This window comes from Geodermatophilus sp. SYSU D01105, assembly GCF_054050095.1.
The window spans coordinates 1-15,967 of the sequence record NZ_JBJGYR010000003.1; the positions used below are offsets into that span (position 1 = coordinate 1).

The 15,967-nt window shown below is 75.4% G+C and carries 18 protein-coding genes and 1 pseudogene; 9 read left to right on the plus strand and 10 right to left on the minus strand.

The genetic code is table 11. From position 1 onward, the window contains the following. Positions 1-78: 78 nt before the first annotated feature. Entirely contained in the window at positions 79-1,098 is a 1,020-nt protein-coding gene (locus tag ACI79I_RS02945; RefSeq protein ID WP_456990778.1) for an LLM class flavin-dependent oxidoreductase, read from the minus strand. Between the two features lie 39 nt (positions 1,099-1,137). After that, a complete protein-coding gene (locus tag ACI79I_RS02950; protein ID WP_456990779.1) occupies positions 1,138-1,626 on the minus strand; it encodes a MarR family winged helix-turn-helix transcriptional regulator in 489 nt (162 codons plus the stop codon). Between the two features lie 181 nt (positions 1,627-1,807). On the opposite strand from ACI79I_RS02950, the gene ACI79I_RS02955 reads away from it, so the two are divergent. The 5 genes from ACI79I_RS02955 to mscL all read left to right on the plus strand — a co-directional run bounded on the left by ACI79I_RS02955 (position 1,808) and on the right by mscL (position 6,664). Beyond that, positions 1,808-2,218: a VOC family protein gene (locus tag ACI79I_RS02955; RefSeq protein ID WP_456990780.1), complete on the plus strand. Its 411-nt coding sequence runs from the start codon at positions 1,808-1,810 to the stop codon at positions 2,216-2,218. A gap of 220 nt (positions 2,219-2,438) precedes the next feature. After that, positions 2,439-4,814 carry an ATP-binding cassette domain-containing protein gene (locus tag ACI79I_RS02960; RefSeq protein WP_456990781.1) on the plus strand — a complete coding sequence of 792 codons (2,376 nt, stop codon included), beginning with the start codon at positions 2,439-2,441 and terminating at the stop codon, positions 4,812-4,814. 329 nt (positions 4,815-5,143) lie between these two features. Beyond that, positions 5,144-5,476: an FmdB family zinc ribbon protein gene (locus ACI79I_RS02965; protein ID WP_456990782.1), complete on the plus strand. Its 333-nt coding sequence runs from the start codon at positions 5,144-5,146 to the stop codon at positions 5,474-5,476. An 86-nt stretch (positions 5,477-5,562) separates the two neighbouring features. Continuing rightward, entirely contained in the window at positions 5,563-6,183 is a 621-nt protein-coding gene (gene cpaB, locus ACI79I_RS02970) for a Flp pilus assembly protein CpaB (RefSeq protein ID WP_456990783.1), read from the plus strand. 43 nt (positions 6,184-6,226) lie between these two features. Further along, the gene (mscL, locus tag ACI79I_RS02975; RefSeq protein WP_456990784.1) at positions 6,227-6,664 is read left to right on the plus strand and encodes a large conductance mechanosensitive channel protein MscL; all 438 of its coding nucleotides are present in this window, start codon (positions 6,227-6,229) and stop codon (positions 6,662-6,664) included. 4 nt (positions 6,665-6,668) lie between these two features. Here the strand turns inward: mscL and ACI79I_RS02980 are convergent, their stop codons facing one another. Next, entirely contained in the window at positions 6,669-7,370 is a 702-nt protein-coding gene (locus ACI79I_RS02980) for a YbaK/EbsC family protein (RefSeq protein ID WP_456990785.1), read from the minus strand. 17 nt (positions 7,371-7,387) lie between these two features. On the opposite strand from ACI79I_RS02980, the gene ACI79I_RS02985 reads away from it, so the two are divergent. Further along, positions 7,388-7,819, plus strand: a complete 432-nt coding sequence (locus ACI79I_RS02985) for a VOC family protein (RefSeq protein ID WP_456990786.1) — start codon at positions 7,388-7,390, stop codon at positions 7,817-7,819. Continuing rightward, a complete protein-coding gene (locus tag ACI79I_RS02990) occupies positions 7,816-8,247 on the plus strand; it encodes a PaaI family thioesterase (protein ID WP_456990787.1) in 432 nt (143 codons plus the stop codon). The genes ACI79I_RS02985 and ACI79I_RS02990 overlap by 4 nt, the downstream gene beginning before the upstream one ends. Here the strand turns inward: ACI79I_RS02990 and proS are convergent. From proS to ACI79I_RS03025, 7 genes and pseudogenes are all read right to left on the minus strand, one after another. Continuing rightward, positions 8,241-9,653: a proline--tRNA ligase gene (gene proS, locus ACI79I_RS02995; protein ID WP_456990788.1), complete on the minus strand. Its 1,413-nt coding sequence runs from the start codon at positions 9,651-9,653 to the stop codon at positions 8,241-8,243. The two genes, ACI79I_RS02990 and proS, sit on opposite strands and share 7 nt — an antisense overlap. Before the next feature lie 37 nt (positions 9,654-9,690). Further along, positions 9,691-10,611 carry an MSMEG_6728 family protein gene (locus ACI79I_RS03000; RefSeq protein ID WP_456990789.1) on the minus strand — a complete coding sequence of 307 codons (921 nt, stop codon included), beginning with the start codon at positions 10,609-10,611 and terminating at the stop codon, positions 9,691-9,693. Between the two features lie 31 nt (positions 10,612-10,642). Beyond that, positions 10,643-11,020, minus strand: coding sequence for a biopolymer transporter Tol (locus tag ACI79I_RS03005; RefSeq protein WP_456990790.1), 378 nt, complete (start codon positions 11,018-11,020; stop codon positions 10,643-10,645). After that, positions 11,017-11,883, minus strand: coding sequence for an NAD-dependent protein deacetylase (locus ACI79I_RS03010; RefSeq protein ID WP_456990791.1), 867 nt, complete (start codon positions 11,881-11,883; stop codon positions 11,017-11,019). Before ACI79I_RS03010 ends, ACI79I_RS03005 begins: the two co-directional genes overlap by 4 nt. 40 nt (positions 11,884-11,923) lie before the next feature. Next, positions 11,924-12,370, minus strand: coding sequence for an SRPBCC family protein (locus ACI79I_RS03015; protein WP_456946089.1), 447 nt, complete (start codon positions 12,368-12,370; stop codon positions 11,924-11,926). 56 nt (positions 12,371-12,426) lie between these two features. Beyond that, on the minus strand, positions 12,427-13,488 hold the full coding sequence (locus tag ACI79I_RS03020; RefSeq protein ID WP_456990792.1) for a PucR family transcriptional regulator: 1,062 nt from the start codon (positions 13,486-13,488) through the stop codon (positions 12,427-12,429). A gap of 121 nt (positions 13,489-13,609) precedes the next feature. After that, a pseudogene (locus ACI79I_RS03025) lies at positions 13,610-13,975 on the minus strand (PucR family transcriptional regulator ligand-binding domain-containing protein); the annotation flags it as partial. Positions 13,976-14,118: 143 nt separating this feature from the next. Between ACI79I_RS03025 and ACI79I_RS03030 the strand changes: the two are divergent. Next, positions 14,119-14,616 carry a nucleoside deaminase gene (locus tag ACI79I_RS03030; RefSeq protein ID WP_456990793.1) on the plus strand — a complete coding sequence of 166 codons (498 nt, stop codon included), beginning with the start codon at positions 14,119-14,121 and terminating at the stop codon, positions 14,614-14,616. Continuing rightward, entirely contained in the window at positions 14,613-15,923 is a 1,311-nt protein-coding gene (gene codB / locus ACI79I_RS03035) for a cytosine permease (protein WP_456990794.1), read from the plus strand. Before ACI79I_RS03030 ends, codB begins: the two co-directional genes overlap by 4 nt. The last annotated feature ends 44 nt before the right edge of the window (positions 15,924-15,967 follow it).

Genomic DNA, 15,967 nt, shown 5'->3' on the forward strand with positions numbered 1-15,967 from the left:
GCCGGAGCCGCGTCAGAGCACGGCTCCGGCGACCACACCGCGGTTCCCGGTGAGGTCAGGCGGCGGACTCCCGCGGGGTCAGGCGGCGGGCTCCCGCGCGGTCAGCCCCCACGCCCGCGCCACCAGCTCGAGGCTGCGCACCCGCTCCTCGACGCCGTGGGTGGACGCCGAGAGCATGAGCTCGTCGGCACCGGTGTCGGTGGCCAGCTGCCGCAGTTGCCGCACCGCCGAGTCGACGTCCCCGACGATCGCGTTGCTCGGCATCGCCTCGGCCGCGGCCCGCTCCGGGTCGACCTCGGCCTCCTCGATGGTGGGCACCGGACGCAGCCGGCCCAGGCGGATCGACAGCCGCATCAGCTGCCCGGGCAGCGCCAGCCGGCGGGCCTCCCGCTCGGTCTCGGCGGCGAGCACGTTCGCCGTCACGATCGTGTACGGCCGCTCGAGGGCCGGCGAGGGGCGGAAGGTGTCCCGGTAGAGGCCGACGGCGGTCAGCGTGTGCGGGCTGCCGAAGTGGTGGGCGAAGGCGAAGGGCAGCCCGAGCTGGCCGGCCAGCTGCGCGGAGAACCCGCTGGAGCCCAGCAGCACGACCTGCGGCACGGACGACGCCGCCGGGGTGGCCCGGAACCGCTCGGCGAGGCCGCCCTCCACGCGCGGGTCGCCGAACAGGCCCAGCAGGTCGACCAGGTGCTGCGGGAAGTCGTCGGCGGAGAGCGCGGCGGGGTCGCGGCGCAGGGCGATCGCCGTCTGCTGGTCGGTGCCCGGCGCCCGGCCGATGCCCAGGTCGATCCGGCCGGGGTGCAGCGCCTCCAGCAGCGCGAACTGCTCGGCGACGACCAGCGGCGCGTGGTTGGGCAGCATCACTCCGCCGGAGCCGACCCGGATCCGCTCGGTCCCCGCGGCCAGGTGGGCCATGAGCACCGGCGGGCTGGTGCTCGCCACCGCCGGCATGTTGTGGTGCTCGGCGACCCACAGCCGGACGTACCCCAGCCGGTCGGCGGCCTGCGCCACGCGGGTGGTGGCGGCCAGCGCGTCGGCGGTGGACTGCCCCGACCCGACGGTGGCCAGCTCGAGGACGGACAGCGGCAGGGGCTCGGTCATCACCGGCGGCAACGCCGCACGCCGTCGGTCGCTTCCCCGCTAGACGTCCGCGCCGTGCTCGACCCGCATGCTGTGGTCGGGGTCGAGCCGGTCGACGACGGCCTGCAGCGCCTCGCCCAGCGCCGCGACCTGCTCGTCGGTGAGCGGGTCGAACAGCGCGGCCCGGACGGCGTTCACGTGGCCCGGCGCGACCGAGCGGACGACCTCCCACCCCTCGTCGGTGAGGACGGCGACGTTGCCGCGGCCGTCCTCGGGCGAGCGCTCCCGGCGCACCCAGCCGCGCTCCTCCAGCCGGGCCACGGTGTGCGACAGCCGGCTCTGCGACTGGTTGGCCCGCCGGGCCAGGTCGCTCATGCGGCGGCTGCGCCCGGGCGCCTCGGACAGCATCGCGAGGACGACGTAGGCGGCGTGGGTGAGGCCGGCGTCGCGCTGCAGCTGGGAGTCGAGGACCCGCGGGAGCAGCTCGGCCACGGTCAGCCAGGCACGCCACGTCTGCTGCTGCTGCTCGTCGAGCCACTGCGGAGCCACGGACGGAACCGTACTGGCGCGGACCAGCAGGCCAGCGGGCCGGACGGCGCCCCGGCGAGGGGACGTTGGGCCCGCGAGCGGGTCGTGGGGAACGCCCCCCGGGCCGGCGGCGTCGAGGCGGGCCCGGACCGGTCAGGAATCGAGAAGCCCCGGTCAGCGCGTCGTCCCTGGCGTGACCGCCATGGACACCACCATCCACCACACCTTCCTGCCGCACGCCGACCCCGACGCCTCGCTGGCCTTCCACCGCGACGCCCTCGGCTTCGAGGTCCGCAACGACGTCGGCTACGGCGGGATGCGCCGGCTCACCATCGGTCCGGCCGACCAGCCCGACACGTCCGTCGTCCTGCACCCGCCGACCGCCGACCCCGGCACCACCGACGAGGAGCGGCGGGTGGTCGCGGAGATGATGGCCAAGGGCACCTACGCCTCGATCGTCCTGGCCACCGAGGACCTCGACGGCACGTTCGGGGAGGTGCAGGCCAGCGGCGCCGAGGTCCTGCAGGGACCGGCCGACCAGCCGTACGGGATCCGCGACTGCGCCTTCCGCGACCCCGCGGGCAACACCGTCCGCATCCAGGAGCGGCCCTGACCCGTCGGCCGACCACTGGCCCGACCCCCCGGCCGGCTGCGGCGCCCGCCCGGCGTCATCCGGACGGGCGTCGCGCCTCCCGGCCGTTGCCCCGATCCGGTAGACAACGCACCGGTGCCCAGACCGCGCCGGCGACCGGACGCACCGCTCCACGCCGACCCGGCCGAGCCCCGCGTCGCCGACGACAGACCCCGCAGGCCTGCCCGACGGATGGAGACCCATGAGCACGGACACGCAGTCGCCCGCGCTGCACGTCGCCGACAGCCACGACCTGATCCGCGTGCACGGCGCGCGGGAGAACAACCTCAAGGACGTCGACGTCGAGCTGCCGAAGCGCCGGCTGACGGTGTTCACCGGCGTCTCCGGGTCGGGCAAGAGCTCGCTGGTGTTCGACACGATCGCCGCGGAGTCGCAGCGGATGATCAACGAGACCTACAGCGCCTTCGTACAGGGGTTCATGCCGTCGCTGTCCCGGCCGGAGGTCGACCTGCTGGAGGGCCTGACGACGGCGATCATCGTCGACCAGGAGCGGATGGGCGCCAACCCGCGCTCCACCGTCGGCACCGCCACCGACGCCAACGCGATGCTGCGCATCCTCTTCAGCCGGCTCGGGCAGCCGCACATCGGCCCGCCGAACGCGTTCTCGTTCAACATCCCCACGGTGCGGGCCAGCGGTGCGATCACCGTCGAGCGCGGGGCCAGGACCAAGGCCGAGAAGGCGACCTTCACCCGGCTCGGCGGCATGTGCCCCCGCTGCGAGGGCATGGGTTCGGTCACCGACTTCGACCTGACCGCGCTGTACGACGACAGCAAGTCGCTGAGCGAGGGCGCGCTGGCGGTGCCCGGCTACAGCATGGACGGCTGGTACGGCCGCATCTTCAGCGGCGCCGGGCTGCCCATGGACAAGCCGATCGCGAGCTTCAGCAAGAAGGAGCTGCACACGCTCCTCTACGGGGAGCCGACGAAGATCAAGGTGGAGGGGGTCAACCTCACCTACGAGGGCGTGATCCCCAAGATCCAGAAGTCGATGCTGTCCAAGGACGTCGACGCGATGCAGCCGCACGTCCGGGCCTTCGTCGAGCGGGCGATCACCTTCACCACCTGCCCCGAGTGCGACGGCACCCGGCTGGCCCCGGAGGCCCGGTCGTCGAAGATCCGGGGCAAGAGCATCGCCGACGTCTGCGCCATGCAGATCAGCGACCTGGCCGACTGGGTCCGGGCCCTGGACGAGCCGTCGGTGGCCCCGCTGCTGACCGGGCTGCAGCACCTCCTCGACTCGTTCGCGCGGATCGGCCTGGGCTACCTCTCGCTCGACCGGCCCGCCGGCACCCTCTCCGGAGGAGAGGCGCAGCGGACCAAGATGATCCGCCACCTCGGCTCGTCGCTCACCGACGTCACCTACGTGTTCGACGAGCCGACGATCGGGCTGCACCCCCACGACATCCAGCGGATGAACGACCTGCTGCTGCAGCTGCGGGACAAGGGCAACACCGTGCTGGTCGTCGAGCACAAGCCGGAGACGATCGCGATCGCCGACCACGTCGTCGACCTCGGCCCGGGTGCCGGCACCGCCGGCGGCGAGGTGGTGTTCCAGGGCACCGTCGAGGGGCTGCGTGCCAGCGGCACGCTCACCGGGCGGCACCTGGACGACCGGGCGGCCCTCAAGTCCTCGGTCCGGACGCCGTCGGGGGCGCTCGAGGTGCGTGGCGCCGACACCCACAACCTGCGCGGCGTCGACGTGGACATCCCGCTCGGTGTCCTCTGCGTGGTCACCGGCGTGGCCGGCTCCGGGAAGAGCTCGCTGATCCACGGCTCGGTCGCCACCCGGGACGGCGTGGTGGTCGTCGACCAGGGGGCGATCCGCGGGTCGCGACGGAGCAACCCCGCGACCTACACCGGGCTGCTCGACCCGATCCGCAAGGCGTTCGCCAAGGCCAACGGCGTGAAGCCGGCGCTGTTCAGCTCCAACTCCGAGGGCGCCTGCCCGACCTGCAACGGCGCCGGCGTCATCTACACCGAGCTGGGCGTCATGGCCACGGTCGAGTCGACCTGCGAGGAGTGCGAGGGCAGGCGGTTCCAGGCGTCGGTGCTGGAGTACACGCTGGGCGGCCGCGACATCGCCGAGGTGCTCGGCATGTCGGTGACCGAGGCCGAGGAGTTCTTCGGCGCCGGGGAGGCACGCACGCCGGCCGCGCACACCATCCTGGACCGCCTCGCCGACGTCGGGCTCGGTTACCTGGCCATCGGTCAGCCGCTCACCACGCTGTCCGGGGGCGAGCGGCAGCGGCTCAAGCTGGCCACCCGCATGGCCGAGAAGGGCGGCGTCTACGTCCTCGACGAGCCGACCACCGGGCTGCACCTGGCCGACGTCGACAACCTGCTCGGCCTGCTCGACCGGCTGGTCGACTCGGGCAAGTCGGTCATCGTGATCGAGCACCACCAGGCGGTCATGGCGCACGCCGACTGGATCATCGACCTCGGCCCGGGCGCCGGCCACGACGGCGGACGGGTCGTCTTCGAGGGCACCCCCGCGGACCTCGTCGCCGCCCGCTCCACCCTCACCGGCGAACACCTCGCGGCCTACGTCGGTCGCTGACCGGCTCGATCCGTCCCGGGTCCCGTCCCGTCACCGGCGCGCTCACCCCCGCCGTGCCGGTGTCGGCCGCGGCGGTGCTCGTGCTCGTCGTGGCCGTCGGCGACCAGGTGCTCGGCCGGCAGGCCCGAGCGCCCGCGGTCCGACGGCGGTGTCGGAGGGTCGAGCAGCACCGCGGCGAGCCGCCCGCGGCGGATCGCGTCGGCCTCTCCGCGCGCACCGGGGGGACACTCACCGGCGGCACGTGGACGCGGGGCGCGACAGCGCGCATCATTGGCAGTCGCCGGGCGAGAGTGCCAGCCCGGCCCGTCCCGACGAGGAGAGCTCCCGCCGTGCCCACGTACCAGTACGCCTGCACCAACCCCGAGGGCAAGCACGAGTTCGAGGTCGTGCAGTCCTTCACCGACGCGCCGGTGAGCGAGTGCCCGACCTGCGGCACCACCGTGCGCAAGGTCTACGGCTCGGTGGGCGTGGTCTTCAAGGGCTCGGGCTTCTACCGGACCGACAGCCGGTCGAGCTCCACGTCGGGCGAGTCGACGAGCGCCGAGAAGAAGGAGACGGCCCCGGCCGCGAGCGGCACCAGCTCGTCCTCGTCCACCTCGTCGTCGTCGAGCAGCAGCTCCTCGACGTCGGGCTCCTCGTCGAGCAAGGCCGCCGCCAGCTGAGCCGCGCGGGTCCACAGGACCCCGCTCCCTCCACAACCCGGCGCTAGCCGCTCCGCGGACGTGCGCGACCGGCGAGGGTGGGCCCCATGGTGCGACTCCGCCGTCCCCGCTCGCCGGTGCACTCGGCCCGGCGGGCCCTCGCCGGGCTGTTGGCCGCTGCGGCCCTCGTGCTGGCCCTGCGGCCGGCCCCCGCCCCGGCGGCCGCGCGCGCTCCGGCCACCGTGCCGGTGGTCGTGGCCGCGACCGACCTGCCCCCGGGGTCGGTGCTCACCGCCGACGACCTCGCCGTGGCCCGCTACCCGGCTGCCCTGCGCCCCGCCGGGGCGAGCGCCGACCCCGCGGCGCTGGTCGGCGGCACGCTCGCCGGGAGCACGCGCGCCGGGGAGCCGCTCACCGACGCCGCCCTGGTCGGTGCCGGCCTGACCGCGCAGCTGGCCGAGGGCCAGGTCGCCGCGCCGGTGCGGCCGGCCGACCTGGCGGTCAGCGGGCTTGTGCGGGCCGGCGACCGGGTCGACGTCCTGGCGACCCCGGCCGGCGCCGAGCGGGCCGAGGTGGTCGCCGCCGGCGCGCTCGTGCTGGCCGCGCCGGGGGCGGGCGACGCGGACGACGGCCTGCTCCTGCTCGCCGTGGACGACACCACCGCCGCGCACCTGGCCGCCGCGGCCACCACCGCGACGCTGACCCTGAGCCTCCCACCCCCGCCCTGAGTGGCGCGTGGACGGGCGCGCCCCGGTGTGGGTGGATACCGCCATGATCAAGGGCTTCAAGGACTTCCTGCTCCGCGGCAACGTCGTCGACCTCGCGGTCGCGGTCGTCATCGGGGCGGCGTTCACCGCGGTCGTCAGCCAGTTCACCGCGTCGTTCCTGGAGCCGCTCATCGCACTGTTCGGCGGCGGGGGCATCGAGGGCGGGACGTTCACCGTCAACGGCCAGGTCTTCGACTGGGCCGCGTTCGTCAACGCGGTCATCACCTTCGGGATCACCGCCGCGGTCGTCTACTTCCTCGTCGTGCTGCCGATGAAGACGCTCACCGAGCGGCGCAAGCGCGGCGAGGAGCCCGGCCCGGCCGAGCCGACGCAGGTCGAGCTGCTCATCGAGATCCGCGACCTGCTGCGCGCCCAGCAGGGCGCGGGTCCCGGCCGGGATCCGTCCGGCCCGGGGACGACGTCGCTGCCGGGGCAGCTGTGAGACCTCAGTCGCCGCCCCAGTGCGGAGGCCGGTCCTCCAGGTAGCGGCGGTCGTCGGCGGTGCGGTCGTCGGGCCGCTCGCCCCAGCCGACGTCGCGGTCGTCGGGTGCCCGCTCGGCGACCGCGGCCGGCACCGGCTGGGAGGGCTCGGCCGGCTCCCGGCCCAGCCCCTCGAGGACCTCCACCGAGGGCAGCGCGGCCAGCGCCGCCCCCGGGACGGCCAGCTTGCTGCCGCGGGTGCCCGACCCGACCACGACGAGGTCCGCGGCGGCCACCGCGGCGTCGACGAGCACCGGCCAGGACGGCGGCAGCCCGATCGGGGTGATCCCGCCGTAGGCCATCCCGCTCTCGGCGACGGCGACGTCCTGCGGTGCGAACGACGCCTTGCGGGCCCCCAGGTGCCGGCGCACCAGCCCGTTGACGTCGGCGCGGGTGCTCGCCGGCACCAGGCAGGCGGCCATCGTCGTCTGCCCCGCCCGGCGGGCGGCCACCACCACGCAGTTGGCCGACGCCGCCAGGGGCACCCCGTAGGCCTCGGTGAACTCGGCGGTGTCGGCGAGGTCGTCGTCGATCTCGGCCACCCAGGCCGGCCCGGGCAGGTCCCCCAGGGCCGCGGCCACCGGCGAGGCCAGCAGCTCGGGCCGGTCGGCGGCGGGGACCCAGGTCAGGGAGCCGAGCTGGGGAGCGGTCGAGGGAGTCGCAGCCACGTCCCGATCCTGCCCCGATGGCCGGAACGCTGCGGCATCCGGCCCGGACCGCGCTGGTCAGCGCCGGTGCGGACCCGCAGGATGAGGCCATGATCGGCCAGTTGCACTCCGTCGTCATCGACGCACCCGACGCGCACGCCCTCGCCACGTTCTACGCCCGGCTGCTCGGGATGGAGGTCAGCAAGGGCCAGCCCGGCGACGACTGGGTCGTCGTGACCGGCCAGGGCCACCGGCTGGCCTTCCAGCAGGCCCCCGACCTGCAGCCACCGGACTGGCCGGACCCCGGCCGACCGCAGCAGTTCCACCTCGACGTCCGGGTCGCCGACGTCGACGAGGCCGAGCCGCAGGTGCTGGCCCTCGGTGCCCGGCGACTGCCCGGCGGTGGCGGCGACTTCCGCGTCTACGCCGACCCGGTGGGCCACCCCTTCTGCCTGGTGTGGGACGCGTGAGCGCCGAGAGCGCCCTGCCGCCGGTCGACCTCACCGCGGCCAGCCGGTTCGTCGCCGCGTCGGGGTTCGAGGTCACCGAGACCAGCGGCACCCGGGTGGCCGGGCACGTCGACCTGGGGCCGGACCAGCACACGCCGTGGGGCGTGGTGCACGGCGGGGTCTACTGCACCGTCGTCGAGTCGGCCGCGAGCATCGGCGCGAGCGCCGCGGTGGTCGACCGCGGCCAGTTCGCGGTCGGGGTCAACAACAGCACCGACTTCCTCCGGCCGGTGACCACCGGGCGGGTCGACGTCCTGGCCGAGCCGATCCAGCAGGGCCGCACGCTCCAGCTGTGGCTGGTCACCCTGACCCGCAGCGACGACGGCAAGCCGGTGGCCCGCGGCCAGGTGCGGCTGCAGAACGTGCCCCTGCCGGGCGGGTCTCAGTAGGCGCGGCCGACGACGGCCAGGGCGCCCGGCTCGTCGTCGCTGCCCGGCAGGCCGCCGTCCGGCGTGACCAGGCAGCGCACGGTCACGCCGTGCTCGGCCAGGCGCGCCTCGCCCGCGGTGCCGAGCCGCGCCCAGGGGACCCGGGCCCACCCGTCGTGGGCGGCGGCCAGGGCCTCGTCGGCCGTGCCCACGTCCGCCGTGCGCCCGGCCAGCCGGGCGCGGGCCTCGGCGAGCAACCGCTCCTGGTCGTCGGTGAGCGCACGCCCGGCCTGCTCGGCCACCGCGCCCAGCTCCAGCGGCGCGGTCTCGCCGGGGACCCGGCGGACGACGGTCGCCCGGCCCTCGGCCAGGTCCCGGGGCCCGAGGTCGACGCGCAGCGGGACGCCCTTGAGCTCCCAGTCGACGGCGCGGCGCCCGAAGGGGACGTCCGCCCGGTCGTCCAGCGCGACCCGCACCCCCCGGGCCCGCAGCTCGTCGGCCACCGCCCGGGCGGCCTGCTCCACGCCCTCCCCCGCACGGGCCACCATCACCACTGCCTGCACCGGTGCCAGCCGGGGCGGCAGCCGCAGCCCCGCGTCGTCGCCGTGGCTCATGATGAGCCCACCGACCATGCGGGTGGAGGACCCCCACGACGTCGTCCAGGCCAGCCGCCGCCGGCCGTCGGCACCGAGGAAGTCGATGTCGAAGGCGCGGGAGAAGTTCTGCCCCAGCTCGTGGCTGGTACCCATCTGCAGGGCCTTGCCGTCGCGCATCATCGCCTCGCAGGTCAGCGTGTTCACCGCGCCGGCGAAACGCTCCCGACGGGTCTTGCGCCCCGGTACGACCGGGATCGCCAGCACCTCGGTCATGACGTCGGCGTAGACCTCGCGCAGGATCCGCCGGGCGTAGGCGGCGGCGTCGGCCTCGGTGGCGTGCGCGGTGTGTCCCTCCTGCCAGAGGAACTCGGTCGTGCGCAGGAAGACCCGGGGCCGCAGCTCCCACCGGACCACGTTGGCCCACTGGTTGAGCAGCAGCGGCAGGTCGCGGTGGCTCTGCACCCACTTGCCCATGTACTCGCCGATGACCGTCTCGCTGGTCGGCCGCACGACTGCGGGGACCTCCAGCTCCTTGCCGCCGGCGTGCGTGACCACCGCCAGCTCGGGGCTGAAGCCCTCGACGTGCTCGGCCTCGCGGCGCAGGTGGGGCTCGGGGATCAACAGCGGGAAGTAGGCGTTGTGGGCGCCGGCGGCCTTGATCCGGTCGTCGACCTCGCGCTGCAGCCGCTCCCAGATCGCGTACCCGTGGGGCCGGATCACCATCGTCCCGCGGACCGGGCCGTTCTCGGCGAGCTCGGCCTTGGCCACGACGTCCTGATACCAGCGCGGGAAGTCGGCGGACTGGCTCGTGAGGACGGCGGGTCGGACCACGTCGGCACCCTGGCACAGCGGGCGGGCCGCGCGCCGCTCAGTTGCCGGGCACGTGCGCGGGGTCGAGCACGACGGAGAACAGCGCGCGCGGGTCCTGCAGGGTCGCCGGGGGGCGGGCCGCCGACCGGGGCACCACGCGGTCCCAGCGGGCGGGACGGCGGTGCGGCAGCAGTTCGCGGCCCTCGAAGAGGTACTCCCCCACCACCTCGCCCAGCAGCAGCCCGGCGCCGTGCTCGATGGGCAGCCCGACCCGGTCACCGGGGCGCACCTCGTCGAGGAAGGTCGACAGCTGGCGGAGGTCCTTGGCCGGGCGCCGGCCGGAGATCTCCTTGGACAGGGCCCGCAGTTCCGCGGGACCCAGGCCGGTGGCGTCGACGTCGATGCCCGACTGCGTGCCCAGCCCCACGACGCCGGCGGCCAGGCACGCCCCGAGCTCGTTGTGCGCGCGTGGGCGCACCACCCAGACCCGGACGCCCTCGGGCGGCGGCGCGGGCGGGACGTCGTCGGGTTCCGGCCAGACGTAGGGCAGGTCGTCGGGTTCGGGCCCGAAGCGCTCGGTGAACCGCGCCCGGTAGAAGTCGGGCTCCTTGGCCAGCAGGTTGGACCGGTGCGACAGGTGCAGCGCCTCGTCCCCCACCCACGAGGGCAGCAGCCCGGCGCGGGCCAGCTCCTCCTGGGGCACGCCGACGACGTCGGGCGCGAACTCGGCGATCAGCGTGTGCGTGCTGTCGGCGAAGCCCCGCTCGCGCCACACCCGGACCATCGCCAGCCCGTAGGCCACCAGCGCCGGGGTGCGGCCGCGCCACATCCGGACGACGGGGTGGGAGACCCAGCCGTAGTCGGGCAGCTCCAGCGCCCGCAGCACCTGCAGGGTCTCGACCCGCTGCTTGCCGAGGCGGGGGGAGTCCAGGAGCCGGGCGCTCTCCTCGAAGTCGGCGACGGGCAGGAAGGTCTGCATCGCGGCTCCTCCTTCCCGGGCCGACGCGGGGTCAACCGCCCGACGACTCGAGCGCAGCCAGCGCCGCGGTCCACCGCTCGCAGCGCTCGGCGTCGTCCTGCTCCCACCATGGGTTGCCCCGCTCGCCGAGCCCGGTCTTCGCCAGCCGGACCCGCGCGCGGGCGGCGGCCACGGCGGCGTCGTCCCCGGCCGACCCGGCGGTCCGGACGGCGGCCCGCGCCACCCCCAGGTGGTGCAGCAGCCGCGCCCGCACGTCCTGGGGGAGCGCGGGGTCGGCGCGGCGCCACCGCCGTCCGTCGACCACGAGCCACCGGCCGTCGTCCTCACCCGCCGGGTGACCTCCCTGCAGGGCCCCGGCGCGAGCCGGCGAGTGCTGGGGGGCGGGGAGGTCCTCCGCCTCGCGGGTCACGCGGCCAGGCGCCGGACCAGGTCGGGCAGCACCGTCCCCAGCGGCGCGTCGACGCGGACGTCGACCTTCGCGTCCCCGCGGGTGGCGCCGAGGTTGACCAGGCCGACCGGGATGCCGAGCTTCTCGGCGCGCAGCACGAACCGGTAGCCGCTCATGACCGTCAGCGAGGAGCCGAGCACGAGCAGCCCGCCGGCCTCCTCGACCATCGCGAAGCAGGCGTCCACCCGGTCCCTCGGGACGGTCTCGCCGAAGAAGACGACGTCGGGCTTGAGCGGCCCGCCGCCACAGGCCAGGCAGTCGACCATGACGAAGCCGTCGAGGAGCTCGTCGGGCAGCTCGGCGTCGCCGTCGGGGTTGACCTCGTCCACGTGCGGGCCGAAGTGCGGGTTGACCACCCGCAGCCGTCGGTCCAGCTCGGCCCGGTCGGCGACGTCGCCGCAGGCCAGGCAGATCGTGCGGTCCAGGCCGCCGTGCAGCTCGACGACGTCCCGTGCGCCGGCCGCCTGGTGCAACCCGTCCACGTTCTGCGTGATGACCCCGGCGACCAGTCCGGCGTCCTGCAGGTCGGCGACCGCCCGGTGCCCGGCGTTGGGCCGCGCCGCCCGGATCTGCCGCCAGCCGACGAAGCTGCGCGCCCAGTACCGGTGCCGGCCGCGGGGGTCGCGCAGGAAGGTCTGGTAGGTCATCGGCGTGTGCCGGCGCAGCGCCCCCGAGGCGCCGCGGTAGTCCGGGATGCCGGAGTCGGTGGACAGCCCCGCCCCGGAGAGGACGACGACGTCGCCGTCCCCCACGAGGCGGGCGAGCGCGTCGAGGCCGGCCGGGTCCACGGGGGGCGGCTCGACGGCGGTGGGCACTGCGGTCACCGGGCCATCGTCCCCTCGAACGCCGGTTCGCGCCGCCGGCTCAGGACGCCGACAGCTCCCGGTCCAGCCGCCCCAGCAGGTCCTCGTACACCCGGCGCAGCCCCTTCGGGGCGAACGTGCGCTCGAAGAAGCCGCCGATGCCGCCGGCCCCGTTCCAGGTCGTGCGCACCCGCACGGTGCTCAGCCCCGCGTCGGCCGGGTGCACCGTCCACGTCGTCACCATCGACGAGCGGGTGTCGCGCTCCACCAGCGTCGTGGCGTCGGGCTGGCTGACCTCCACGAGCTGGTCGCGCACCCGCTTGGAGGTGGCGGCGAACCGCCAGGCGACGCGGGTGCCCGCACCCTGGCCACCGGCCTCGACCCGGTAGTCGCTGAACTGCTCGGGGAGGATGCGGCGGCGGGTCTCGGTGTAGTCGGCGAGGGCGGGGAGCACCCGCTCGGCCGGTGCTCGGACCACGTGCTCGGCGGTGGCGACGACCTGTCCCATGCCCTCCATCCTGCCGTCGTCCCCACCGGCCCCGGCGCCAGGGGACCGCGAGGGCCTCAGCCGCGGGTGTGCCCGGGCACCGCCTGCGGGTCCAGCCCGGTCCGCAGCCGCCAGGCGGCCAGGGCCACGCCCAGGCCCACGTGCTGGGCCGGGTCCTCCACGGGGGCTCCGAGCAGCTGCTCGATGCGGTCGAGCCGGGCGTAGAGCGACTGCCGGCGGATGCCGAGCAGCTCCGCGGTGCGCGTCTTGCTCAGCCCCGTGGCCAGGTGCGCGTCGAGAGTGCGCAGCAGCTCGGTGCCGTGCGCGGCGTCGTGGTCGACCAGCGGCCCGAGCTGACCGGCGACGAAGCGGCCCACCTCGGCGGCAGAGGTGCCGGCCGCCAGCAACCGGTGGATGGCGACGTCCCGGGCCAGGACGACGGGCTGCCGGCTGCCGATGCGCCGGCTGAGCGCCACGACCTCCCGCGCCTCGGCCACGGCCGCCGGGACGTCGGCGAGCGCCCCGACCGCGTCGGCCACGCCGACGGTGCGGATCGCCGCGGCCAGCGGTCCCGCGCACAGCCGGTCCCGCAGGCCCGCGACCGCCTCCCGCTGCCGCCGGAGCTCGGCCCGCGGCCGGCCGCGGGCGAGCACGAGCACCGCGCTGCCCGCGGCGCCCACCAGGCACTGCCCGAGGACCTCCTCGGCGGCCTGCCGCACCGCGGGCACGGCCTCGCTCGCCGGGGTCCGGCGGTCGAACTCGACCGCGGCCACGAGGACCGGCACGCCCGGTGCCGGCACCCACCCGGCGGCGGCCAGGCGGGCCCGCAGCTCCCCCTCCGAGACCAGGACGCCGGCGACGAGGTCGGTGACCACCGCCTGCGCGAGCGAGGGCCGGGAACCGACGTCGGGGTGCCGGCCGAGCTCCAGGGCGACCGCCACCGCCGCCCGGTCGGCGACCCCCGTCCGGCGCGCGGTCCGCCGGCCCAGCAGCACCAGCCGGCCGACCGGGCCGTGCGGGCCGCGGACCTCCGCGATCGTCCGGTCGGTCGGGTGCGCCTGCCCCGGCAGGCGGCTGCGCTCCACCACCCGGCCGTCGACGTCGACCAGCTCGGCCGGGCAGTCGGCCAGCCGCGCCACCGCGTCGAGCAGCCCGGCCAGCCCCTGCCCCGGAGACCACCAGCCCGAGCAGCTCCTGCCAGACCGGCTCGCCGGCGTGCCGCCAGGACAGCTTGCGGCGCAGCAGCAGGTCGGCGAAGTCCTCGACCATCCGCACGAACGGCACGACCTCGCGCAGCGCCAGCAGGACGACGTCCCGCCGCCGCGCCGTGTCGACCAGCTCGGGCGGGACGACGGAGAAGGTGCGCCCCACCTCCAGGGCCAGCGCCGCGCACCCCGCGTCGGCCAGCCGCTCGACGTAGTCCACGACCTGCTGCGCCGACCGGCCGTGCAGGCCCAGGCCCGTCGTCAGCAGCAGCTCACCCCCGGCCAGGAGGCCGCCCATCTCGTACACCTCGGAGGAGTGCACCCAGCGGACGACGGCGGCGTCCGGGTCCCCCGCCAGCACCAGGGGGTCGGCGGCGCGGACGGCCGGCAGCTGGAGGACCTCCGAGACGGTGGGCAGCACGGGGATGCAGCGTGGGCAGCGGGAGACACCGCGTCAAGCCGCGGGACGACGAGACCGGACACAGCGCCCCTTGTCGCGCACCGTCGTCCCCGAGTTCGCTGACCTGCGTCCCCGCCCCGCCCCCGCCCTCGCCAGGAGGACCCGTGACCACAGCCGACCTGCCCACCGTCCCGCCCGACCTCTCCCCCGCCGAACGCGACCGCTTCTTCCTCGGCCTGGCCGTCGAGCAGGCCCGGATCGGCTGGGAGGAGGGCGGGGTCCCGATCGGCGCGGCGCTGGTGGACGGCGACCGCGTGCTGGCCGTCGGCCGCAACCGGCGCGTGCAGATGGGCAGCGCGATCCGGCACGGGGAGACCGACTGCATCGAGCGGGCCGGCCGGCTGCCGGCGGCGGTCTACCGGCGCAGCGTCCTCTACACGACGCTCTCGCCCTGCTTCATGTGCGCCGGGACCGCGCTGCTCTACGACATCCCGCGCGTCGTCATCGGCGAGAACCGCAACTTCCAGGCCTCCGAGGACCTGCTCCGGTCCAAGGGCGTGCAGGTCGACGTCCTGGACGACCCGGACTGCATCGCGCTCATGGAGCGGATGCTCGCCGAGCGGCCGGAGCTGTGGCTCGAGGACATCGGGGAGGAGTCGTGACCGCGCCGGACCGGGCGGCGACCGCGGTCGAGGCCGACGTCGTCGACCCGGACTACCCGGTCACGCCGGTCCCCGCGCACGCCCGCAAGTCGTTCTTCTCGATCGCGGTGGTGCTGCTCGGGTTCACCGTCTTCACCCCGACGATGCTGGCCGGGGCGACGCTGGGGCCGGCGTTCGGCTTCGGCGAGCTCGTCCTGGTCATCCTCGCCGGCTCGCTGATCCTCGGCACCTACGTGGCCGTCATGGGCTGGGTGGGGGCGCGGACCGGCCTCACCACCGTGGTGATGTCCCGCTACACGCTGGGGACCCGCGGGGCCAAGCTGGCCTCGATCCTGCTGGGCGGCACCCAGATCGGCTGGTACGGCGTCGTCGTCGGCACCATCGGCGACCTGACCGCCGAGGCGCTGGACTGGCGCTCCTACGGCGCCCGGGCCGCGGTCATGGTGGTCACCAGCGCGCTGATGTGCGCCACCGCCTACTGGGGCTACCGCGGCATGTACTGGGTGTCGCTGGTGTCCACGCCGCTGATCCTGGTCCTGGCGTTCTGGGTGGTCTGGAGGTCGGTGCAGGAGGTCGGTGGTCTCGAGGGGCTCACCGGCGTGCAGCCGACGGCGTCCATGGCGGTGGCCGTGGCGATCACCACCGTCGTCGGCACGTTCGTGTCCGCCGGCACCCAGGCACCCAACTGGACCCGGTTCGCCCGCCGCAGCTCGCACGCGGTCTGGGCCTGCGTCATCGGCTTCCTCGTCGGCAACGGGCTGATGGTCTTCTTCGGCGCGATCGGGGCGCTGACGTTCGGGGAGGGCGACTTCGTCCTGGTCCTCTACCAGCTCGGCCTGGTCGGCTGGGGCCTGGTGCTGCTGTTCGGCAACCTGTGGAAGAGCAACGCCGACACCGCCTACGCCTTCGGGGTGGCCGGCGCCGAGCTGTTCGACCGCCCGAGCAAGGGCCCGTTCGTGATCGGTGGGGCCGCGATCGGCACCGTGCTGGCGCTCACGGGGGTGCAGAACCACCTGGTCGAGTACCTGGGGCTGCTGGGCACGTTCATCCCCCCGCTGGGCGGCGTCATCATCGGGGACTTCCTCGCCCGCTGGCGGCGGCGGGGCATCCCCGCCGGGAGCACCCCGCCCGCGGTCCGGTGGCCCAACCTGCTCGCCTACGCGGTGGCGGCGTTCCTCGCCTGGCTCTCCGGCGAACTCGGCATCGGCATCCCCCCGGTGATCGGGATCGTCGTGGCCGTCGCCCTGTCGATGGGGCTCTCGCGGGTCGGCACCCGGTCGGCCGACCCGGTCGGCGCCGGTCGCTGACCCCCTCCGGCCGTGGGGCGCACCCCGCGCCCCACGGCCGGGGC

Bases quoted from the DNA above. Each gene is read 5' to 3' on its own strand.
- ACI79I_RS02945 (WP_456990778.1), bottom strand. From the start codon at position 1,098: ATGACCGAGCCCCTGCCGCTGTCCGTCCTCGAGCTGGCCACCGTCGGG.
- ACI79I_RS02955 (WP_456990780.1), top strand. From the start codon at position 1,808: ATGGACACCACCATCCACCACACCTTCCTGCCGCACGCCGACCCCGAC.
- ACI79I_RS02960 (WP_456990781.1), top strand. From the start codon at position 2,439: ATGAGCACGGACACGCAGTCGCCCGCGCTGCACGTCGCCGACAGCCAC.
- cpaB (WP_456990783.1), top strand. From the start codon at position 5,563: ATGGTGCGACTCCGCCGTCCCCGCTCGCCGGTGCACTCGGCCCGGCGG.
- mscL (WP_456990784.1), top strand. From the start codon at position 6,227: ATGATCAAGGGCTTCAAGGACTTCCTGCTCCGCGGCAACGTCGTCGAC.
- ACI79I_RS02985 (WP_456990786.1), top strand. From the start codon at position 7,388: ATGGCCGGAACGCTGCGGCATCCGGCCCGGACCGCGCTGGTCAGCGCC.
- ACI79I_RS03000 (WP_456990789.1), bottom strand. From the start codon at position 10,611: ATGCAGACCTTCCTGCCCGTCGCCGACTTCGAGGAGAGCGCCCGGCTC.
- ACI79I_RS03015 (WP_456946089.1), bottom strand. From the start codon at position 12,370: ATGGGACAGGTCGTCGCCACCGCCGAGCACGTGGTCCGAGCACCGGCC.